Source organism: Shewanella sp. VK101, assembly GCF_056497865.1.
The window spans coordinates 1,069,131-1,090,769 of record NZ_CM151402.1 but is presented as its reverse complement, the minus strand read 5'-3'; the positions used below and the strand labels follow the sequence as shown (position 1 = coordinate 1,090,769).

General features: G+C 55.8%; 19 protein-coding genes. 12 read left to right on the top strand and 7 right to left on the bottom strand.

The window, feature by feature from the left end:
* The first annotated feature begins 62 nt into the window (after nt 1-62).
* Nucleotides 63-1,628 (top strand): CehA/McbA family metallohydrolase domain-containing protein, encoded by a 1,566-nt coding sequence (locus ACSHSR_RS04875; RefSeq protein WP_208165848.1) that lies wholly within the window; start codon nt 63-65, stop codon nt 1,626-1,628.
* Nucleotides 1,629-1,641: 13 nt separating this feature from the next.
* Here ACSHSR_RS04875 and ACSHSR_RS04870 read toward each other — a convergent pair whose 3' ends face one another.
* Both ACSHSR_RS04870 and ACSHSR_RS04865 read right to left on the bottom strand, forming a co-directional pair.
* On the bottom strand, nt 1,642-2,388 hold the full coding sequence (locus ACSHSR_RS04870) for an RES family NAD+ phosphorylase (protein ID WP_054744620.1): 747 nt from the start codon (nt 2,386-2,388) through the stop codon (nt 1,642-1,644).
* A gap of 36 nt (nt 2,389-2,424) precedes the next feature.
* Nucleotides 2,425-2,787 carry an MbcA/ParS/Xre antitoxin family protein gene (locus ACSHSR_RS04865; RefSeq protein ID WP_025011540.1) on the bottom strand — a complete coding sequence of 121 codons (363 nt, stop codon included), beginning with the start codon at nt 2,785-2,787 and terminating at the stop codon, nt 2,425-2,427.
* 231 nt (nt 2,788-3,018) lie between these two features.
* Here ACSHSR_RS04865 and nfsB point away from each other — a divergent pair, with 231 nt between their 5' ends.
* The 3 genes from nfsB to ACSHSR_RS04850 all read left to right on the top strand — a co-directional run bounded on the left by nfsB (nt 3,019) and on the right by ACSHSR_RS04850 (nt 5,322).
* A complete protein-coding gene (gene nfsB, locus ACSHSR_RS04860; protein WP_045283714.1) occupies nt 3,019-3,672 on the top strand; it encodes an oxygen-insensitive NAD(P)H nitroreductase in 654 nt (217 codons plus the stop codon).
* Nucleotides 3,673-3,802: 130 nt separating this feature from the next.
* The gene (locus ACSHSR_RS04855) at nt 3,803-4,444 is read left to right on the top strand and encodes a DNA-J related domain-containing protein (protein ID WP_479631507.1); all 642 of its coding nucleotides are present in this window, start codon (nt 3,803-3,805) and stop codon (nt 4,442-4,444) included.
* A 140-nt stretch (nt 4,445-4,584) separates the two neighbouring features.
* Nucleotides 4,585-5,322 (top strand): DsbA family protein, encoded by a 738-nt coding sequence (locus tag ACSHSR_RS04850; RefSeq protein WP_045283713.1) that lies wholly within the window; start codon nt 4,585-4,587, stop codon nt 5,320-5,322.
* 382 nt (nt 5,323-5,704) lie between these two features.
* Here ACSHSR_RS04850 and mrcB read toward each other — a convergent pair whose 3' ends face one another.
* The 3 genes from mrcB to ACSHSR_RS04835 form a co-directional block, all read right to left on the bottom strand.
* Entirely contained in the window at nt 5,705-8,032 is a 2,328-nt protein-coding gene (gene mrcB / locus ACSHSR_RS04845) for a penicillin-binding protein 1B (RefSeq protein ID WP_109248964.1), read from the bottom strand.
* 17 nt (nt 8,033-8,049) lie between these two features.
* Nucleotides 8,050-10,602, bottom strand: coding sequence for an ATP-dependent helicase HrpB (gene hrpB / locus ACSHSR_RS04840; protein WP_479631310.1), 2,553 nt, complete (start codon nt 10,600-10,602; stop codon nt 8,050-8,052).
* Nucleotides 10,603-10,737: 135 nt separating this feature from the next.
* Nucleotides 10,738-12,927 carry a putative bifunctional diguanylate cyclase/phosphodiesterase gene (locus ACSHSR_RS04835; protein ID WP_144165121.1) on the bottom strand — a complete coding sequence of 730 codons (2,190 nt, stop codon included), beginning with the start codon at nt 12,925-12,927 and terminating at the stop codon, nt 10,738-10,740.
* Nucleotides 12,928-13,070: 143 nt separating this feature from the next.
* Between ACSHSR_RS04835 and thpR the strand changes: the two genes are divergently transcribed.
* The gene (gene thpR, locus ACSHSR_RS04830; protein ID WP_109248967.1) at nt 13,071-13,619 is read left to right on the top strand and encodes an RNA 2',3'-cyclic phosphodiesterase; all 549 of its coding nucleotides are present in this window, start codon (nt 13,071-13,073) and stop codon (nt 13,617-13,619) included.
* Between the two features lies 1 nt (nt 13,620).
* Here the strand turns inward: thpR and ACSHSR_RS04825 are convergent, their stop codons facing one another.
* Together ACSHSR_RS04825 and pepB are read right to left on the bottom strand one after the other, a co-directional pair.
* The gene (locus ACSHSR_RS04825) at nt 13,621-14,079 is read right to left on the bottom strand and encodes a GNAT family N-acetyltransferase (protein WP_109248968.1); all 459 of its coding nucleotides are present in this window, start codon (nt 14,077-14,079) and stop codon (nt 13,621-13,623) included.
* 92 nt (nt 14,080-14,171) lie between these two features.
* The gene (gene pepB, locus ACSHSR_RS04820) at nt 14,172-15,449 is read right to left on the bottom strand and encodes an aminopeptidase PepB (protein WP_025886963.1); all 1,278 of its coding nucleotides are present in this window, start codon (nt 15,447-15,449) and stop codon (nt 14,172-14,174) included.
* Between the two features lie 162 nt (nt 15,450-15,611).
* On the opposite strand from pepB, the gene sfsA reads away from it, so the two are divergent.
* The 7 genes from sfsA (at nt 15,612) to panC (ending at nt 21,591) form a co-directional block, all read left to right on the top strand.
* Nucleotides 15,612-16,334: a DNA/RNA nuclease SfsA gene (gene sfsA / locus ACSHSR_RS04815; RefSeq protein WP_025010052.1), complete on the top strand. Its 723-nt coding sequence runs from the start codon at nt 15,612-15,614 to the stop codon at nt 16,332-16,334.
* A gap of 150 nt (nt 16,335-16,484) precedes the next feature.
* The gene (gene dksA / locus ACSHSR_RS04810; protein WP_025010051.1) at nt 16,485-16,928 is read left to right on the top strand and encodes an RNA polymerase-binding protein DksA; all 444 of its coding nucleotides are present in this window, start codon (nt 16,485-16,487) and stop codon (nt 16,926-16,928) included.
* Nucleotides 16,929-16,995: 67 nt separating this feature from the next.
* The gene (gene gluQRS / locus ACSHSR_RS04805; protein WP_025886961.1) at nt 16,996-17,865 is read left to right on the top strand and encodes a tRNA glutamyl-Q(34) synthetase GluQRS; all 870 of its coding nucleotides are present in this window, start codon (nt 16,996-16,998) and stop codon (nt 17,863-17,865) included.
* A 113-nt stretch (nt 17,866-17,978) separates the two neighbouring features.
* Nucleotides 17,979-19,364: a polynucleotide adenylyltransferase PcnB gene (gene pcnB, locus ACSHSR_RS04800; RefSeq protein WP_243893934.1), complete on the top strand. Its 1,386-nt coding sequence runs from the start codon at nt 17,979-17,981 to the stop codon at nt 19,362-19,364.
* A 1-nt stretch (nt 19,365) separates the two neighbouring features.
* The gene (gene folK / locus ACSHSR_RS04795; protein ID WP_101058258.1) at nt 19,366-19,854 is read left to right on the top strand and encodes a 2-amino-4-hydroxy-6-hydroxymethyldihydropteridine diphosphokinase; all 489 of its coding nucleotides are present in this window, start codon (nt 19,366-19,368) and stop codon (nt 19,852-19,854) included.
* 77 nt (nt 19,855-19,931) lie between these two features.
* A complete protein-coding gene (panB, locus tag ACSHSR_RS04790; protein WP_028780165.1) occupies nt 19,932-20,726 on the top strand; it encodes a 3-methyl-2-oxobutanoate hydroxymethyltransferase in 795 nt (264 codons plus the stop codon).
* 19 nt (nt 20,727-20,745) lie between these two features.
* On the top strand, nt 20,746-21,591 hold the full coding sequence (gene panC, locus ACSHSR_RS04785; RefSeq protein WP_208159684.1) for a pantoate--beta-alanine ligase: 846 nt from the start codon (nt 20,746-20,748) through the stop codon (nt 21,589-21,591).
* Nucleotides 21,592-21,639: the final 48 nt, after the last annotated feature.

Genomic DNA, 21,639 nt, shown 5'->3' with positions numbered 1-21,639 from the left:
TCTGCCATCTTTGTTCTCTATGTTGGGTGCTTTCCCAAACGCCCAATATAGAGAGGTTATTCGTGCGTCAATCCCATCAAGTCGCAGCATTGTCACTGTTGTCTCTGGCCCTGCTGGCCGGCTGTAACTCAGATAACGACACTCAAACTCCCGAGCCGGTAACGGGTCGCTGGCTCAAAGGCGATCTTCATGTTCACACTGCGGTTTCCCAGGATGCCAGAGAGACCCAGGCCGATATTCTCAAGTGGGGCTTCGAGGACTTTGGTCTGGATTATATGAGCCTGACCAACCATATGCGCAACAACAGCCAGGACAATGAAGATAACGATCTAGGCGGCATTCTCTTCTATGATGCCCTCACCCGCTACGAAAAACCCGGACTCGCCAGCCTGATGCCCAACTACCCGGGCAAGTTGGTTTACTCCGGCTTTGAGTGGGATATGCCGACTCACGAACACTTCAATATCGCCATCTTGGCCGATGAACAGCAGACTCTGGATGCGATTAAAACCTTCGAGTACAGCTTCAGTGCCAAGAATGAGCCGAAGGATTTCGCAGCCGAAGATCTCGCCGCCTGGGAGGCCGCCGGCGTCAAGCGTCAGAATCAAACCCATGCAGATGCCGTAGCGGCGCTCGCCTGGCTGCAGCAACACTTCCCCAAACAGAGCTACGGCATGCTCAATCACCCCAGACGCTATCTCGACAGCTACACCATAGCCGAAGTCAGGGAGCTTCACGATGCCGCGCCTGAGGTCTTCTTCCTGGTGGAAGGCATGGTTGGAGGCCAGTTCAGTGGCAACCGCGGTGACTATGGTGACAGATCGAGCGGTGTTTACGGCGGTGTCGATCCCGTCGTGGCCGAAGTCGGCGGTTGGTGGGATGCGCTGCTGGGCGAAGGGCGCAGGATTTGGAACATGGGTAACTCGGATATTCACTTCAAGACCAGGCCACCTTACGCCAGCAGTTATTATCCCGGCGAATACGCCAAGAATTACACCTGGGTTGAGGGTGAAGGCACCCAGGCCCTGCTGGAAGGGCTACGCTCGGGGAACAGCTTTGCGGTATTTGGCGATCTCATCGATGGGCTGGATTTCCAGATGAATAGCGGTAAGCAAACCATCACTATGGGACAAACCTTGAGCGCCAAGGCCGGCGACAAGGTCACTATCAATATCAGGTTCCGCAGCCCTGAGCTGAATAACAAGGAAAGCGATATCGGCAATGAACACTACGCAGGTATTAATCCGGGAGTACATCATATCGATTTAATTGCCGGCAATATCGGTGAGCGGGCCAAGCCGGGAACGGCTGCCTGGCAAAAGGAAACCAACGACAGCACCCGGGTGATCAAGTCATTCACCCAGGCCGACTGGCAAAAAGACAGCGATGGCTTCTACAACATGAGCTTCAGCTTTATCGCCGATGGCAAGCAGTATTTCCGCCTGCGTGGTACTAACCTGGATTACAACGTCAGCGGCTTGACCAACAAGGGCACTCCTCTGCGTTCAGAGGTGTTGCCACAGGCCGAAGGGGAGCAGGTGCAGCAATGGTACAACGACATCAATGAGCGTAACTACGGCGATCTCTGGTTCTATTCCAACCCGCTGTTTATCACCACGCAATCCTGACTAAGTTCTGCACTCAGGCAGGACGCGGCAACTGCCCGTCCTGCAAAAAGTCTTTTAAAAACCAAGTCAATGGCATGCTGCGGCTATTACGACGACTGAAAGCCACCTTGTCGGCCGAGCTTTGGCAGATCCAGTATTCACACTCCTGCGGCTCGGTTGATTGCAACACCAAAGGATCGTGCAGCGCCAGGTTAACGCCCTCTTCGGCTCTGGCCGAAGTGTAGCGGATCATCTGCGCCTGCTGTTGCAGCAGCCAGGCCCCCATAGCCTGGGTATAGGTATAGTTCGACTTGTGAGTCAGTTGCTGCTGCACTTCCTGCCCCTGCAATAGCGTCAGGTCGGCACAATCGCGGGCATTGATATCCACAGAGTACAGCATATGCTCAGAGCGCAGCGGCTCCAGATAAGGCTCCAGCATGTCGGCCATAAAGACAAAACGATAGTAAGCAACTTCGGCCAAACAGGTCTGCCAGGATTCACTGGCATAAAAGAAGCTTTCCATTGTGATACTGCCAAAGCGCGAGCCATGGCGCAGCGGCGGATAACGAAACGGGGTCTTGAGCAGATAATGCAAGTGCTCTGTTCCACTTCGGTAAGGCGGTTTAACCTCATCGAGCAGAGACTCAAGCAGCATCTGTTCGTCAAAATCATCCACCAGGCTCAGGGTGGCGGCTTCTTCCTGGGACTCGACCAGGCGATAACCGCGGCCAAGGTAAGGGCGAGGGAAAAAGTCCTGCGGCTCTAACGCGCTAAAATCCATTTTCAGTTATTTGTCTCCTGTCACCGGCTATGGCTGTCAGACCTTGCCTCGCATCGCATCCAGATATTGGTTAACACTCACCAGGCCAACCACGGTTTGCAATAAAGTCTTGGGGGTCCCATTCAGCGCCTTGTTGGGGCTGTTGAGCCAGTGACGCATAAAGGCTTTCTCACCACCCGCTATGGCATACAACGAGCGATACAGGCGGATAAGCTGCAACTGCAGTTCCCCCTGCTTGGAATCGGGTTTAAACCCCTTGCCGCTGTTACGGCTCAAGGTGCTGGGATTAACACCTATGATACGGCTGGCCTCGGCCTGGGTAAGTTGTAACTCGCTGCAAGCATTGGAAAACGCCTTGAATAATACCTCGGCTGCATTGGCTTTCTCTAGGGTATTCATCTTTGCTGCTCCGCCATAAACCTGTCCATATATTAACCAAGATATACAGCAAACGCAATTTAATAGCCAAAAACATGCAAACGCAATCTTGTTGGCACCGAGAGGTGGTTCCCCACCAGCGTACTTTCAATTTATTTTTGATATAGCTTGCAGCAGAAACACTGTTGTAAAGCGCAACAAAGATCGTAGAATGCCAAAACAATTTCAGCCTCATTTGTCCGGAGCAGTGACATGACAGATCTGACATACCTTGCCAAAAAGCGCTATACCACTAAGGCTTTTGATCCCAACAAGAAGATCCCCCAGGATAAAATTGAAGATCTGCAGAGTCTGCTGCAGTTCAGCCCCTCCTCGGTGAACTCCCAGCCATGGCACTTTGTACTGGCCGCGACAGATGAAGGCAAAGCCAAAATTGCCGAGTCTACCGCAGACTATGGCTTCAACACGCCAAAGATCCTCAACGCTTCCCACGTGGTAGTACTCTGTACCCGCAACAACATGGACGAAGCCCATCTGCTGCGTCTGCTTGAGCAAGAAGATGCCGATGGCCGCTTCGCCGACGAAAACGCCAAGCAAGGCCAACACAACGGCCGCTCTTTCTTCACCAATATGCACAAGTTCGAACTTAAGGATCTGCAGCACTGGATGGAGAAACAAACCTATCTGGCGCTGGGTACTCTGCTGCTGGGCGCCAGCGTATTGGACATAGATGCAACCCCAATTGAAGGCTTCGATGCGACTAAGCTCAACCAGGTGTTGGGTCTGAGAGAACAGGGCCTGACCGCCAGCGTGGTTGTGGCTCTTGGCTACCATGACGAGTCTGACTTCAACGCCAAGCTGCCCAAGTCTCGCCTGCCTCAAGAAGAGCTGTTTACCAAGATCTAACGAGGAACGAGTTTACATCATCCCTTTCAGAACCCGGCTCCACGCCGGGTTCCATTATTTTCACCTTGCACCCACGGACACCTGTGGCATAGTAGATTTTATCGTCAGTTCAGGATGAATGATTGCTACCATGCTGCTTGCCAAACCCGCGCTGGCCCAGCCAGAGACCACTGAGGTCAAGCCGACCCGACTCAAGGGCGATAACCCGCTTATCTGGCCGCTGCTCAGCTTGCTCAAACGCAGCAACCGCTCCTGGAAGGTGCATCACCTCGCCACCGAATTACAGCAACAGGGACTGATGCACAACTTGGATCCTCTGCCCGAGAAAGATCTGTTCAAACGCAACTTCCTGTTGATGAATGCCCTCTACGAACTGCAACACATGCTGTTGCCGGGCCAATGGCTGCAGGTACAGGCCATGGATATCATATTGCTGCGGATCCCACCGGCCAATGTGCTGCAACTGCAACAGGATGACTCGGCACTTAGAGACTACTACCTCGACTGGAACAACTACGACACCTGCGTCAATGTTGTTCGTGAGATGCTGGAGTCCTTCTGGAACAGTTATCAGGATTATATTGGCGTGTGTCCCGGCCGTTTTGCCCAACGAGAGGCACTGCGGGTATTGGAGCTGGAAGCCGACGCCAGCGACAAGGAGATCCGTCGCCAGTGGCGTAAACTGGCGCTGAAGTGGCACCCGGACAGGCAAGGTGGTGATGCCGCCAAATTCAGACAGATCTGCGAAGCCTGGCAAGCCCTGCGAGGTTGAATAACCAGGCAAACCGTCAAAGCTTAGCCTCGCTCACAGAAATGGCCGCCAAAGGCGCCGACGCTTAAGTCATAATTAAGCCAGTCACACTAACCTGACAGCAAAGGGCGCTGCGCCCGGTCAATTCTGAGGAGATTATTTTGCTCAAGCCACTGGTTGCCGCAATGGCACTTACCCTGATCCCGCTGGCCGCCAACGCCGCCGACTTTATCGAAGGTAAACACTATACCCAGATAGCCAAGAAAGGCAGTGAAGAACCCAAACTCACCGAGTTCTTCTCTTTCTACTGTCATAACTGCTTCAGCATGGAAACCCAGTATCTGCCGGACATCAAGGCCGGTCTCAATAAAGAAGTCAGCTTTGACAGCAAGCATGTCGACTTTATGAACAGCGATCTGGGCACTGAGGTGATGAAGTCTCTGGCCATCATGCAAGAGCTGGGCGCGACTGATAAGCTGGTTCATCCTATGTTTGCCGCCATTCAGGGCGAGGAAGGGGCCCATGGCCATGACCATTCCGCCCCTGGACACAAGCACACCTCTGCTATCAATAGCCGCGACGATATCAAGCAATTGTTTGCCGCCAACGGCGTCGATGTCAGCCAGTATGATGCCTTGGCCGACAGCAAGAAAATCAATGATGTCATCGCCTTGTGGCGTAAGCAGCAGAATGAATTTGCCATTCAGAGCGTGCCAAGCTTCGTGGTAAACGACAAATATATGGTTAACCTGGGAGAAATTCGCACCCTGGGCGAACTGACCGATCTGATCAATTTCCTGGCTACCGAAAAAGATGCCAAGCAAGATGAAGGCGGCAGCCTGGGTTGGTTGTTCCTGGCCTTTGCCGGTGTCGCCGCCGTCACCAGACGTCGCCGCTGAAATCAGACGGTATAACGATAACACGCTATATTCTCAAACAAGTCAAAGGCCACCCGGAGGTGGCCTTTTTGCTATCTAGTGTCTATTAGGGAAGGTGCGAATAAGTCCTCGTGGCACTCTCTTTTGTAGAGAGTGGCTTGCACAACAATTGGCGTTCAAGGCATCTGACTGAAGGCATGCCGGGGCCTGTCGAAGTCGGATAACGCAGAGAGCCGGTTGCTGTGAAAGCCCCGAAGGGCGTGGCTTACAGGCCTGCCTGCTGTGTTGTGCCTCTTGCAAAGGGCTAAGGCCATTTGCTGCGAACCACGCCTTGCATCCAGGCCCGTAAGCCGACGCAGAGCACACATGGGACTTGTTCACACCTTCCTTAGCCTCTACACGGTTAACCACCGAGGATCCGCTTCCACCAAGGCAGAGGTTCACCGCAGTTGGGCGCCGGGTGATAACTGTCGGCCAGCGCAGGTACCGCCACCACATTACGGCAATCGGCTTGTTTCGCCGCGCCTGTATCCCGGTCGAAATAGCCCTGCACCACGCCGTTGACCGGCGGCAACCTCAGCCCCAGTGGCGGCCGCTCGGCGAGGAAGCGTTGATAAACCGTCATGGCACCACTGCTGCCATAGAACTGGGTCTTGCCGTTGTCATCGCGGCCAACCCAAACGGCGGCAACGTTACGCTCGTCAAACCCGGCAAACCAGGAGTCGCGGCGGTCGTTGCTGGTGCCCGTCTTGCCCGCCAGCATCACGCCGGGGAAGGCCGCCCCTAGACGCGAAGCCGTGCCGGACTCCACCACCTTGGTCATGGCGTACTGCACCAGATAGTTGGCCGCAGGCGTTATCGCCTCATGGCGTGGCATACTGGCCACAGGCAGGGGCTGGTTGTCGCTGTCCAGCACGGCAGTCACCGCATTGAGCTGACGATAACGGCCACCGTCCGCCAGGGTCTGATATACCTGCGCCACCATCAAGGGGGAACCGTTCACGGCGCCGAGCAACATGGAAGGATAAGCCGATACAGCTTCATTCCAGCCGGCCTCTTTTAGCGTCGCGGCCACGGCATCGACGCCGACATTCATCCCCAAATTAACGGTCGGCACATTCATCGATTTCTTGAACGCCGTCAACAGTGGCACCTGGCCACGGAACTTGCGATCCACATTCTGTGGCGACCAGGTCTTGCCCTGCTCATTCTTGAGGGTAATGGCCTCATCTTTGAGGGGGCTGGCGAGATTGAACTTGCTGCCCTGAGCCAGCGCCGTGGCATAAACAAAGGGCTTGACCAGTGAACCTATGGGACGGCGAATTTCCACCGCCCGGTTGAAACCCTCGTAGCCAGGTACCTTGTCGCCCACCATGGCGGCGATACCGGCGCTGTACTTGTCGGTCACCACCATGCCTACCTGCAACTCTTTATCTTTCTTGCCAAGCTCCTTCAGGGTTCGCTCAACGGCGTTTTCGGCTGCTTCCTGCGCCATGGGGTCCAAGGTGGTATAGACCTTGACACCGGACTGCTTCAGCAGCGCCGCACCGTAGCGATCCTTGAGTTCCTGTTTGACCACGGCAAAGAAGGCCGGCAGTTTCTGGTGCACAGGTTTGTCCGAGCGCCTTAATCCCAGCGGCGACTCCGCTGCCGCCTTGTATTGGTCGACAGAAATTTTGCTGCCTTCCATCAAGAGCCGGAGCACCAGATCGCGCCGCTCCTGAGCCCTGTCAGGATAGCGCCAGGGGTTGTAGTAAGATGGCCCCTTGATGGCGGCGACCAGGAAGGCTTGCTGCGCCAGGGTCAGCTCTCCTACGGGGCGGCCAAAATAGAATTGCGATGCCAGCCCCATGCCATGCACGGCTCTGGATTTGTCCTGTCCCATGTAGACCTCATTGAGATAGGCCTCGAGGATTTCATCCTTGCTGTAACGAAAATCGATAATCAGCGCCATCAAGGCCTCTCTGGCCTTACGGATCAAGGAGCGCTCACTGGAGAGGAAGAAGTTCTTCGCCAGCTGCTGGGTCAGGGTAGAGCCGCCCTGTACCGTGCGACCGGCGCTGATATTGACCAGCAGGGCACGGGCGATGGCAAAGGGGTTCACCCCGTGGTGCTCATAGAAGCTGCGGTCTTCCACCAGAATAAGCGCTTCGACTATGTTTTCGGGGATCTGTTCGGTTGGTACAAAAAGCCTGTCCTCACCATCGCCGGCGATGATCCTGTCCAGCAGTACAGGTTCGAGATGAAACACCGCCAGTTGGCGTTTGTCGCTCATGCGCGCCACTGAAGTGACGCCGTTGGAGTCGAAACTTATCATCACCCGCTGCTCTGCCTGGCTACCCTCAGGATGCAGGAAGGGGCGACGCCACAGCTCGATTCGGGTACTGGAGGCAGAAAACTCCCCCACCTGGCGCGGATTGGCCACCTTGCGATAGCCCAGCAGCTTAAGTTCGGCCATCAGCTGGGCATGGCTCACCGCCGCCCCGGGATAGAGTGCCATGGAGCGACTGAACACCTGCGCCGGCAGGTGCCACTTCTGCCCTTCAAACTTACGGGCGATGATCTGATCCAGGTAGATACAATAGATAGTCAACGCCGCTACCAGAATAAGGGCCAGCTTCCAGGTTATCGACCATAACCTGCGACATAGCCCGGGGTTTTGCTGCGCCGGCTTGCTCTTGCTGCTGGTTTTTCTGGTACTTTTTTTCGTGGTACTTTTCTTGGTGGTCATGCTTATCCCAAAATTTACTACTGGATATTCAAGGTCTTTTTCTTGGTGAATTTAGTCGGCAAAGTATTGGCCGGGTCGTCGGGCCACAGGTGTTTAGGGTAGCGCCCACGCATCTCTTTTTTCACCTCGACATAGGGCCCTTGCCAAAAACTGGCCAGATCGGCCGTCAGCGCCAAAGGGCGCTGCGCCGGAGACAAGAGTTCCATGGTTACGGTCAACTCCCCTTGCAGCAGCCGCGGGCTTTCGGCCATGCCCAGCGCTTCCTGCAGACGCACACTCAGCAGCGCCCTGCCGCCGGCATCATAGCGGATCGGTGCCCGGGTGCCCGTGGCCATTTTCCAATGACTCGGCAGCCATTCATTCAGTGTCTGCTGCGCCTGCCACTCGAGGCGATTGAGCAGCAGCTGCTTGATATCCAATGCCATTAATCCCTTTAGCTGCTTGATATCGCTCAAAAATGGCTCCAACCACTCTTCGAGAGAATCCAGCAGCGCCGGATCGCTGCTGTCCGGAAATAGGCTCGGATCTTTGGATCTTGCCAGTGCCAGCCTGAACTGGAGCTGCCTGACATCCTCATCCATATTGAGCAGTGCCAAGCCTTTACTGCGCAGCAACGCCATAATCGCCTGAGCCCTCAGCTTGGGATCCGCCTCTTTCTCGGCCTCCCGCTTGAGTACTATCTCCCCCAGACGCAGTTGGCGCTCGGCAAAGAAACGTCCCTTGGACTCATCCCAGCCCGCCTGCTGTTGCCATGTACAGAGAAAGGCCAGCTCATTTTCCAGCAACCCCACCGGTAATTCGGCCGCCAGGTAGATACGGCCGGCGCTGCGGCCCTCGGTTTCCTGATAGTCGGCCACCACCAGAAACTCGCAGCCGCTGAGGCTGTCACCGGCATCGAGCACCACGCCGCTGCCATTGGCCAACTGGTAACCCTCGATGCCTCTTGCCTTGGCTATCCTGTCAGGAAATGCCAACGCCAACAACAGAGCACAATCGGCACGATTCGCCAATTTCAGAAAATCCGCCGCCTTGCCATTAAGCCCTAAGCGTCTGAGCCAGTTGCCGACTTGTCTGGTTTCAAGGCCTTGAGTGGCCTGAGAAAGTTTATCCATGATATCGGCGCCGTTGCCCGCTAGGCTTCTGGCCTCCAATAAGGCAGCCAGCAGACAAGCCAGACCGGCGAGCTCAGGCTCGCCGCGCCCCTGCCCCAAACTCTGCGCCCGGAGCAGCATGTGCGCCAACCGCGGCTGCGCCCCCAGTGCATAGGCCGCGCGGCCATGGGCGGTAAGCTTACGTTGCGGGTCAACCAATTGCAGCGACTGTAACAGCTGCCAGGCCACCGCCTCATTGGCTCTGGCCGGTGGTGTCAGTAAAGGCAAGTCACTGAGGCTGCGCACACCCCAGCAGGCCGCATCCAGGGCCATGGAGAGCAAGTCGGCATGCAAGATTTCCGGTTCATCCGCCTGCGGCAAGCGGCCGTGCTCCTCCTGGCCCCAAAGCCTTAAGCAAAAACCCGCACTGGTGCGCCCAGCCCGCCCGGCTCTTTGAGTGGCCGATGCCTGGCTGATACGCTTTAGTCCCAAACGGGTCACGCCGCTGCGGGGGTTGAAACTGGCCTGGCGCTTGTAACCACTGTCCACCACCAGAGTAATCCCCTCTATGGTCAGACTGGATTCCGCCAGGTTGGTGGACAGTACCAGCTTACGCTCACCGGCATTGGCCGGGGCAATCGCCGCATCCTGCTCTTTTGCACTCAATGAGCCGTAGAGAGGACAAATGCGCACATTGGCTGCAACTCTGGATTGCAGATAGTGCTTGAGGCGCTGAATTTCCCCCTGTCCCGGCAGGAAGGCGAGTATCGAGCCCTGTTGCTGCGCTTCGCTAACCCCCAAAGCGCAGGCCTGCTGAGGGTCCAGCAGCGCCAGCAACTGCCGCCCCATATGTTCAAGCCAAGGTGCCATGCCAGAGCCGGAACCCGAACCGCTGCGCCTCTGCGCCGAAGCGGCGCTGTAGGCGATAGTCACAGGGTAGCTGCGGCCCTCACTGACAAGCAGCTTGGCATCCGGCATCAAGGTTTGTAACGGCAAGCCTTCGAGCGTTGCCGACATGGCCAGCAAGTGTAAATCGTCCCGCAATGAGGCCTGCACTTCCAGTGCCAGCGCCAGACCGAGATCTGTGCTCAGATGGCGCTCATGGATCTCATCGAAAATGATCATGGCAACGCCCTTGAGCTCAGGGTCCTGCTGGATCATGCGGGTCAGTACCCCCTCGGTGATGATCTCGAGTCGGGTGTTGCCGCTGACCTGACTCTCACCGCGAACCCTGAACCCCACCTCTTGCCCCAGTGCCTGCCCTCTTTGGCGCGCCAAAAAGCCGGCGATGGCCCGCGCTGCAACCCGCCGGGGCTCCAACATGAGGATCTTGCCGTCGATTTCCGGCCAGTCGAGCAGTGCCAAGGGCAGCGCGGTGGATTTACCGGCTCCGGTAGGCGCCTCGAGGATAACTTGCCGACAAGTGGCCAAGGTTTGGCGCAGTTGAGGCAACAGGGATTGAATGGGTAAGTCGTTCAAGATTCAGGGCATGGCTTACAAAAACAGGCGCTCAGTGTAACCAGTTTCAGCCGCCGTGGCTAACAGGAAGGCCCTGAGCATGTCCTGCAAACTACACCAGGTATCCTGATGTCAGTCTGTGCCAGCCTGTATGAATCAATAAGCATTGGCACAACTGCGGTTGGACTCACTCAGCTCAAGTAAGGGCCTGGGCTTGCCTATGGCGTAGCCCTGAGCATAATCCACCCCCAGCTCCTGCAGTTTCGCCACTATGGCCTCGGTTTCCACAAACTCGGCAATAGTTTGAAACTCCATCTGCCTTCCCAACTGGCACATGGCGGCAATAATCGCCTGATCCACCTTGTCTTCACAGAGATTGAGCACAAACTGGCCGTCAATCTTCACATAATCCACCGCCAACTGTTTAAGGTAAGCAAAAGAGGAAAAGCCGGCACCAAAGTCATCCATCGCCAGCTTACAACCCAGGGGTTTAAGCAGCTCAATCAACCTGTGGGCCTGCTCTAGCTGGCTGAGAACCGAAGTTTCGGTGATTTCGATACACAGCTTATCGACCAATTCGGGTTCGGCCAGCAGGCGCATCTCAAGCCAGTCCATAAACTCCTCATCCTCGAGCGAGGACGCCGAAAGGTTCAGCGACACCAAAGACAGGGATTGCCACAACTCAAGATGCCTATTGCCCCAGAGCAGCAGATGATCTATCACCCAGCGATCCACCCTGGATGCCAGGTTATAACGCTCGGCCGCTGGCAGAAATATCGCCGGAGACAACATCTCTCCCTCCTCCTGATACATACGCAGCAAGATCTCCAGATGCATGCCGCTATCTGTAGCCTCCAGCGGGCGGATCTCCTGGAAATAGAGCTCAAATCTGTCATTGGCAAGAGCCCCGAGGACATCGACAGAGGCGGTCATTTCGCTGTAGAGCCGCTTGAGGCGGGGATCGCTGCTGTCGTAGAGTAACCAGCCGTTGCGCCCCTGCTCCTTGGCCAGGCGGCAGGCGGCATCGGCCTGGCCCATGACGGTATAAATGTCCTGGGCTGCCGGATCCAACTGGGCTATGCCTATGCTGGCCGAGACCCCGTGTTTGCGGTTTTCCCAGTTGAATTCGTGATTGAACAGCTGCTGACAGATACGCTCGGCGATATGTTTAGCCGACTCTGGGTTGCAAAAATGCATCAGGATCCCGAACTCATCGCCGCCGAGCCTAGCCACCACATCCCCCTTGCGCACCAGCTGCTTGAGCCGCTGCGCCACCTGACACAAGAGCCTGTCACCCGCGATATGACCGCTGACATTGTTGATCACCCGAAACTGGTCCAGATCCACAAAGGCAATACACACAGGCGGCGCCTGTTCCTCGCCGAGCACTTTGGCCAGCAGGGCTTCGAAATGCACCCGGTTGGGCAGGCCGGTCAGCGCATCATAATTGGCGTGAAATGACAGCTCGCTGGCCAATCTGTGGCGTTCACTGACATCCTCAGCCATCAGCACCAGGGTACGCTTATCAGCCTTACTGCGGCTGAAACTGAGTTTTTGCCAAGAGAGCTCCTGTCCATGCAGAAAACCAACCTCACACCAGGCCTGATTCAATACCCCATCGCGTACCACGGCCAGGGTATCAAGCAAAATCCCCTTGTCATCCTCACGCACCAACGCCAGCAGATCCTTGCTGTCACCGGCCACCAGTGTCTGCTTGGCTATCCGGTTCATCATGGTCAGTTGGTTGCTGCTGTCCAACTGCCCGCAAGCCAGGGGTAACTGTTGGAACAGCTCCTGATACTTGCGCTCACTGGCCAGCAGCGCCAAGGCGATACGGGTCAGCTCCATTGCCGAGCCTATCATGGCCGCCGCATGGCTGAGTTCATTGACAAAGTCTTCCTGCCAGCGCTTTTCGCCGCCGCATTGCAGGGCGCCAACGGCGATATGGGTATCCCCCAGATGCAGTGGCGGCAGCACCAACAGGCTGCGCACCTGCCATTGGCGTAAGAAACGTTTCTCTTCCTGAGCTTCCTTGGGAAGCTCTTCAATACTGTCCAAGGTCAGGAGTTTGGGGTGGCGTAACAGATTGCGAAAAAAAGGCATGTTCCCCAGCCCCCACTCCCGGGAAGCTTGCTGAGTCTTGAATTGGGGTTTGAGGTAGAGATTGCGGGTCTTGAGTCGCCCCGGTGTCTTACCGGCCGCCAGCACAAACACCCCGTCACAATCCAGTTGTCGGGTGATGATCTCCAGGGCGCGATCAACATTCTGCTCCAAGGTGATCAGCGGAGAATCGCTGAAGACATCCACCAGAGCATGTTGTAATTGATTGGCAAGACTCGCGGGCATAATGGGGTCATTTCCTTACGACTGTTTTTTGATCCGAAGAATCCATCCGATACCATTGCTTTTCATTCTCACCGAGTGAATCGACTCCTGTGTACAATGGTACAAGTCACAGTATAGGCCAAGGTCTTAACCGGGAACGAAAAATGAGCTCAATTACGCCTAAAAGGCTATTTCTGGGATTCGCGCCAACCACGGCAGAAAGAGCGAGCTTACTGACGTTGCAGCAAGCATGTGAACAAGCTGATGAACCGTCAGCCCCCGGTCTCAAGAAAGTGACTGAGGCCAATCTGCACCTAACCCTGGCGTTTCTCGGCCAGGTGACGGCAGAACAGCTCGGGGATTTACTCGCCGCCATTCCCGACTTGCCCTTGAAACGCTTTCGGGTGCGGCTCGAGCATCTCTGTTTCTGGCCCGGGCCGAAAATACTCTGCCTGGCCGGCACAGCCGAAGATCCGGCACTAATGGCGCTCGCCGGGGCGGCACAACAACTGGCGACAAACCTTGGGCTGCATAACAGCGAATATGATTACCGGCCCCATATCACCTTGATGCGAAGGGCCGGCAACCTACCGAAACTCGAACATATTCCAACGCTCGATTTAACGCCAAGCGAGCTGCAACTCTACGAGTCTTTGAGTACTCCAACCGGCGTCGAGTACCGGATATTGGCCAGCTGGCCGTTAAGCAACTGAATCACTTAAGCGCCTTGTGCATCACCACGCAGTCGAGCACTATACCTCTTGGGGAGTGATATTGGCTTATCCCCTCACCGCAAAAGCCACAGCTACGATAGAAGTCGGCGGCATTGAGGGTAGACTCCAGCGTCAGCGCAGTCACGCCTCTTTCACGCGCCAAAGACTCGAGATGAGCGAGCAAGTCACGCCCGAGCCCTTGGCCCATGGCTTGTGGATGCACGAACAGGGCTTCAATTCGGTTGTTATCCAGCATGCCGGTCGCCAGTATTTTTCCCTGATGTTCGAGCAGATAAAAGTCTCTCTCCACCATGGTGATAAAGACAGAGGGCATCTCGCCTTGGGTCCAAATTCTGAGCTCTTCATCTGCGTAAAATCCCCGGCAACCGGCTTGAATAGCCAGATTGCGGATATCCCAGGCAGCTTGTGCGTCTTCCTTTCTTGCCTTGCGTAACTTCATCCTGCACTTCCCTTTGTTGAAAAAATAGCGATACACCGGCATTAAAAAGCCGCCCAGTGGGCGGCTTGGTTTGGGCGTTAATTCCCTATGACTCAGTCCGCCAGCAGTTCGGCTATGGTCAACATACCATGAGTCGTGGCGCCTGCAGCCCAGAGGGCTGAAGCATTGTCTTCAAATGCGGCGGCCAGATCGATATGCAGCCAATCCACACCTTCATTGACAAAACGCCACAGGAAACCGGCGGCATTGGAAGCGCCACCGGCGCCGCCACCTTTTACCGGGCGGCTGTTGGCGGTATCGGCATAGGCAGAAGGGCACATCTCTTTATGCCAAGGCTCCAGCGGCAAAGGCCAAACATTTTCGGCCACTAGAGCCGCCTTTTGCTGCGTCAACGCCAGCAGAGGCTGGCTGGGGGAGAAGATGGCGTTATAGTTGCGGCCAACGGCCATCACAGCGGCGCCGGTCAGGGTGGCGGCATCAATAACCCGAGTCGCACCGCTGGCGCAGGCGGCCTGCAGACCATCGGCCAGCACCAAGCGTCCCTCGGCATCGGTATTGACCACTTCAACCGTGGTGCCGTTCTTGTAAGTCAGTATGTCTCCCAGCTTATAGGCACGACCACTGATCAGGTTCTCGGCGCAGCAGAGATAGAGTTTGACCCGCTTGTCGAGACCGTTCTGAATCGCCAGCCCCAGCGCCGCAGTAACAGTTGCCGCGCCGCCCATATCCGCCTTCATGCCCAGCATGCCTTCGGAAGCCTTGATGCTGTAACCGCCTGAGTCAAAGGTGATCCCCTTACCTACCAGCGCGACGGACACGGGAGCATCTTCACCCAGAGGGTTGAAGTCCAGTTCCAGCAATGCAGGTGGCCTTTCGCTGCCGCGGCCAACCGCATGAATGCCTATCCACTGCTCCTGCAACAAGGCCTCCCCTTCAACTATCCGGTAGCTGACCTTGTCACCGCCGAGTTCGGCCAGCCAATTGGCCGCCTGCTGCGCCAGTTTCAGTGGTGGCAGGTTTTCCGGGGTTTCATTGATAAGACTGCGGGCAAACGATGCGCTGTAAGCCCTGCTGGTCAGCGCGCCCTTGAGTGCCTCATCACCGGCCCACTGGATCTCATGTCCGCCTTTGGCAGTGACAAAGCCCTGGGCAAAGGCCCACTGACTGTTGAGGTCCCAACCCTCTCCCACCAAAGAAACCTGATTGATCCCCTGGTTACGCAGCTTACGGGCAGCCATCTGGATTTGTCGCAGGGCATCGTTTCCCTGCAGGTGGATCTGAGCCTGCTCAGCATTGTAGGTTACATCGGCCTTGCCCCAATGGGCCGCAGGGGCCTCATGGGTCAGCACTATCTTCATGGATTGACTCATTTCGATTCCTTCTTCTTTATGCAGTGAGCGCCTTCGCGCCACAATTGGTCCCAGTGTACTGCATTCCTGCCCGGCACTTGAAGCCCCGCGCCGAATGAGAATTGTTGCCAACTGTAAAGCCTGCTAGGCTTTGGGGTTTTCAACAACTTCAGGGAGATGGGGATGGAGTTTATCCCGCCACTGCAATCCGGCATTTTGATCCAAAGGTATAAACGCTTTCTGGCCGATGTCAGGCTGGATGATGGGACTGAGATTACCCTGCACTGCCCCAATACGGGTTCAATGAAGAACTGCCAGTTCCCCGGCGAGCGGGTTTGGTTCTCCTGTTCGGACAATCCCAAGCGTAAATACGCCCACACCTGGGAGCTGATGCAAACCCCTGAAGGCGACCTGATCGGTGTCAACACAGGGCGGGCCAACGCTCTGGTAGAGGAAGGGATCCAAACGGGTGTCATCAAGGAACTGCAGGGGTACCAAAACCTCAAGCGGGAAGTGAAGTACGGTGATGAAAACAGCCGTATCGATATCTTTCTCAGCGAAGGGGCAGAGGCTGATTGCTATATCGAAGTGAAGAACACCACACTCTTGGAAGAGGGTCATGGTTACTTTCCCGATGCTGTCACCAGCCGTGGTCAAAAACACTTGCGGGAACTGATGTCAGTGGTCAAAAGTGGCCAACGTGGGGTATTGGTGTTTTTAGTGCAACATACAGGGATAAAAACCGTATCAGCGGCCCGCCATATAGATTCAAAATATGCCGACTTATTGAACGAAGCCATAGATGCCGGGGTCGAAGTACTGGCCTATGCCACAAGCCTTTCACCTGAAGGCTTCTGGGTGGAATCAAGGCTCGAATTTGTTCGTCAGACAAGCCCCAAAAAGTGATAAAAAGTTGATTTAATCGGGTTTAGCAGACATATTCAAATAATTAGCAATAAGTAAATCGAAATATTTGCCTAGGTAGAGAGATTCTGATATAGATAGCGGCCGTTCATAAGAATGCCCTACGACGCAAATGGAAACAGGAGATGCGTTATGCCTGAAGGCACTAAAAAACTTGGTGTACTCGCTATCGCTGGTGTAGACCCTTACCAGGAAAAACCCGGTGAGGAGTACATGAACTCACAACAACTGAGCCACTTCAAGACCATTCTTGAAGCATGGAGGAATCAGTTGCGTCAAGAGGTGGATCGCACTCTTACCCATATGCAGGATGAAGCTGCAAACTTCCCGGATCCGGTTGACCGTGCCGCCCAGGAAGAAGAGTTCAGCCTCGAACTGCGCGCCCGCGACCGCGAACGTAAGCTGATCAAGAAGATCGAAAAGACACTGCAGAAAATTGAAGAAGATGACTTCGGTTTCTGCGAATCCTGCGGCGTCGAAATCGGCATCCGTCGTCTGGAAGCCAGACCGACAGCCGATCTGTGTATCGACTGCAAAACGCTGGCAGAGATCAAAGAAAAACAGATGGCAGGTTAATCTAATCTGCCGCAGCGCGGGGCCAAGTGTTACACTGGCCCCGCGTTTTTTTGTCACTCAGCCCTTGATGAACAACACTTCCTACATAGGCCGTTTCGCCCCCTCGCCTTCAGGCTCTTTGCATTTCGGCTCTCTTGTTGCCGCCCTCGGCAGTTATCTACGCGCCCGCTCAAAGCAAGGGCAGTGGTTGCTGCGAATAGAAGATATCGACCCCCCGAGAGAAGTCAGCGGCGCAGCCGATGACATAATGCGCACCCTGGAAGCCTTCGGCCTGCACTGGGATGGCGAAGTGCTGTACCAGAGCCGGCGTCTGCAAGACTATCAGCAACATATTGATGCCTTACTGGAATCCAATCAGGCCTACTATTGTCAGTGCACCCGCAAACAGATCCAGCAAAGAGGTGGTGTTTACGACGGCCGCTGCCGGGAGTTGCAACTCAAGCAAGGTGCCATTCGCATTCACAACCAACTGGCGGTTGCCCGGTTTATCGATGGTCATCTGGGTAAAGTCTGTGTCGACCCAGCCTTCGCCGCAGAAGACTTTATTATCAAGCGCAGCGATGGTCTGTACGCCTATCAACTGGCGGTGGTACTGGACGACGCCTTTCAGGGCATCACTGAGATAGTCCGCGGAGCCGACCTCTTGGAGGCCAGTTGCCGACAGATAAGCCTGTTTCGCCAATTCGGATTTCAGGAACCGAGCTTTTTTCATCTGCCACTGGCCAGCACCCAGGCAGGGCTCAAGCTTTCCAAGCAAAACCATGCCACACCGGTGGATAAACGCCATCCACAACCGGCGCTGCTGGCGGCACTCGAGTTTCTCGGCCAGACGGCTGTCACGCCCCAAGCCGATGTGACTCAGATGTTGGCCCAGGCGGTGGCTCAGTTTGATCCAGACAGCATTCCCAAGCAGACAGAGATCCTCATCGGCCGCTGATATACTCATCGCCTGCTATTTGGTATATCATAGCCGCCAGTTTTTAACCCTTATTTTGCGTTAACGTTCCGAGGTGTCCCATTTTTCGCCGTATCAGTCAGTTTTGTAAGCAGTTGTTTGACGATGGTCAGACAGCCAAGGCTCAACAAGAAGACAACACAGACACAGGTTTGAGCCTGGAGGTTATCCCGCGCGATGGCCACAGCATTTCCCGCAGACAGATTAGCGAGAATGCGCTCAAGGTTTTGTACCGCCTGCATAAGTCTGGCTTTAACGCCTATCTGGTTGGTGGCGGCGTACGCGATCTGCTGCTGGGACTGGAGCCGAAAGACTTTGACGTGGTCACCAATGCCACTCCGGAAGAGATCAAGAAGCTGTTTCGCAACTGCCGCCTGGTTGGCCGTCGTTTCCGCCTGGCCCATATCGTCTTTGGCCGGGATGTTATTGAAGTGGCGACCTTCCGCGGCCACCACGGCAACAGCGAAGAGAAGATTTCCAAGGTCAATTCGGCCGGACGACTGCTGCGCGACAATGTTTATGGTGACATAGATGAAGACGCCGAGCGCCGCGACTTTACCGTCAACGCCCTCTATTACAATATTGCCGACTACTCCATTCGCAGCTATGGCGGCGGTATTCATGATCTTAAGGCCAGAACCCTACGACTGATTGGCGATCCCGAGACCCGTTATCGGGAAGACCCGGTGCGTATGCTGCGGGCCGTGCGCTTTGCCACCAAGCTTGGGATGTCCATCGAAAAACGCACTGCGGCCCCCATCAAGAGTTTGGCTCCGCTGCTGAAAGATATTCCGGCGGCGCGTATGTATGAAGAAGTGCTCAAGCTGTTTTTCGCCGGTAAGGCGCTGAACAACTATCAGATGATGCGCGAATATCAACTGTTTGCGCCCATTTTCCCTCTGGTGGAAAGCCTGCTGCGGGACGACCCCAAGGGCCCGGCTGCCAGACTGCTGAGCGAAATGATGCACAACACAGATGTGCGCGTTGGTGAAGACAAGCCTGTGACTCCGGCCTTCTTCTATGCCGCACTCCTTTGGTATCCGCTGCAAAACCGCGCCCAGGATATCGCCTTGGAGAGCGGTCTCAGCCCCTATGATGCCTTCTTTGCCGCCATGGGCGATGTGCTCGAACAGCAGTGCCGTTCGGTAAGCATTCCCCGCCGCTTCAGCACTCCGGCGCGGGATATCTGGCAGTTACAGATGCGCTTTGAACGCTCTCAAGGGGGCCGCGCCTTTAAACTGATGGAACATCCCAAGTTCCGCGCCGCCTACGATCTCTTGCTGCTCAGAGCCAATGCCGAAGGCGGCAATCTGGCCAAGCAGGCCAGTTGGTGGCAACAGTTTGTCGAGTCTGATGACGAACAGAAGCAACAACTGGTGCGCAGCGGCAGTAAGTCCAACGGCAGCCGCAACCGTAACGCCAATCAACGCCGGCGCCGCAAGCCTCGTCGCCCAAGCGAAAAACCACAGGCGGCCGAGTAAGATGACCGGAGTCTATGTGGCGCTGGGCGCCAACCTGGACTCTCCCGAGCGCCAGCTTGACAGTGCTTGCCTGGCGCTGCAACAGCTGGCGCGGCAAAACAGCTTTCGCGTTTCATCCTACTATCGTTCGGTTCCCATGGGCGATGTTCCCCAGCCGGACTATGTCAACGCGGTGGCCTATTTCGAGACCGAGCTGGCGCCGCTGGAACTCCTTGACGCCTTGCAGGAAATCGAGTTACAGCAAGGGCGACAACGCCTGGTGCGCTGGGGCCCCAGAACCCTGGATCTGGACCTGTTGCTCTACGGCGATAAGCAGATACAGACCCCAAGGCTCACAGTGCCCCACTACGGCATCAAGAGCCGCGAGTTTGTCCTCATTCCACTGGAAGAGCTCAATCCTTCGCTGGTGTTGCCCTGCGGCACCGGCATAGCCACGCTGATCACCAATGCCATGCGCCAATCGCTGCAACTGATCCACCCCTCAGGCTGAGAACCTGAGCCGGATCGTTGCAGTCCAAAGCCGCATGGCATATAACACCACTTCACTCGGTTAATAAGAAGAGCATTATGTCTAAAATCACCACAGCTACCCTGCGTAAATTCAAGCAGGAAGGTAGAAAGTTTACCGCTCTGACCGCTTATGACGCCAGTTTTGCCGCCGCTTTTGACAGCGAAGGTGTAGACGTCCTGCTGGTAGGAGACTCATTGGGAATGGTTCTGCAAGGTCACGATGATACCTTGCCGGTCAGTGTCGAGGAGATGGCCTATCACACCCGTTGTGTTCGCCGCGGCATCAGCCGCAGTTTGTTGATGGCCGATCTGCCCTTCATGAGTTATGCCACTCCCGAGCAGGCGATGACCAATGCTACCAAGCTGATGCAGGCCGGTGCCAACATGGTCAAGATTGAAGGTGGCCAATGGTTGCTGGAAACGGTTTCCATGTTGACCGAGCGCGGCATTCCTGTCTGCGCCCACCTGGGACTGACGCCACAATCGGTGCACGTGTTCGGTGGTTTCAAGGTACAGGGCCGCGATGCCGACAACGCCCAGCGGATCCTGGATGAGGCCAAGGCACTGGAAGGTGCCGGGGCCCAGTTGTTGGTACTCGAGTGCGTACCGGCTTCGCTGGCAAAACAGATAACCGAAGCGCTGCAAATTCCGGTGATCGGCATAGGGGCCGGCAAGGATACTGATGGCCAAATTCTGGTGATGCACGATGTACTCGGGATCTCCAGCGGCTATATCCCGCGCTTTTCCAAGAACTACCTTAAGCAGACAGGTGAAATCCGTGAGGCCGTGAAGGCCTATATCGACGAAGTTCAGCAGGGACAATTCCCCGCAGAAGAGCACACCTTTAACTGAGCCGGGGATTCGCCAGATTATGCTGACCACAGCCAAGATAGATGAGATCCGTGCCCGGGTACGGGAATGGCGCCAAAAAGGGGAAACCGTAGCCTTTGTCCCTACCATGGGCAATCTGCACCAGGGACATGTGAGTTTAATCCTCGAAGCCGCGCGCCGCGCCGATCACGTGGTGTCCTCGATTTTTGTCAATCCACTGCAGTTTGGCAAGAATGAGGATCTCGATGCTTATCCCCGCACCCTGGGCGCCGATCAACAGAAACTGACCGAAGCCGGCTGCGAGCTGCTGTTTACCCCAACACCCGAGCTTATCTACCCCAAAGGGCTGGATGCCCAGACCTTTGTGGAAGTCCCCGGGATCTCCGATGAGCTTTGCGGCGCCAGCCGTCCAGGGCACTTTCGCGGGGTCGCGACCATAGTCTGTAAGCTATTCAATATAGTTCAGCCTGACATCGCCCTGTTTGGCCGTAAGGACTACCAGCAGCTTCTGGTGATCAAGACCATGGTGGCCGACCTGTCGCTGCCCATCGAGGTCATAGGGGTAGAAACCGTTCGCGAGGATTCCGGCCTGGCACTGAGTTCGCGCAATGGTTATCTCACCGAAGCCGAAAAAGCACTGGCGCCCAAGCTCAAGGCAAGCATGGATAAACTGGCCGAGGCGATTGTACTGGGGCAGGATATCGACCAGGCCATCAGCAATGCCAAGGAGTTCCTGCGCGCCGCCGGGCTTGAGCCCGACTATCTGGAAGTGCGTGAGGCTTCAAGCCTCAAACCTGTGAGCAGCGATGACAAGTCGCTGGTGATCCTGGCCGCCGCTTATCTTGGCAAGGCTCGCCTCATAGACAATATGACGCTGTCACGCTGATATCCTTTCTTTAGGGAGGGGGAAATCTTCCCCCTCTTTCTTCCGAAG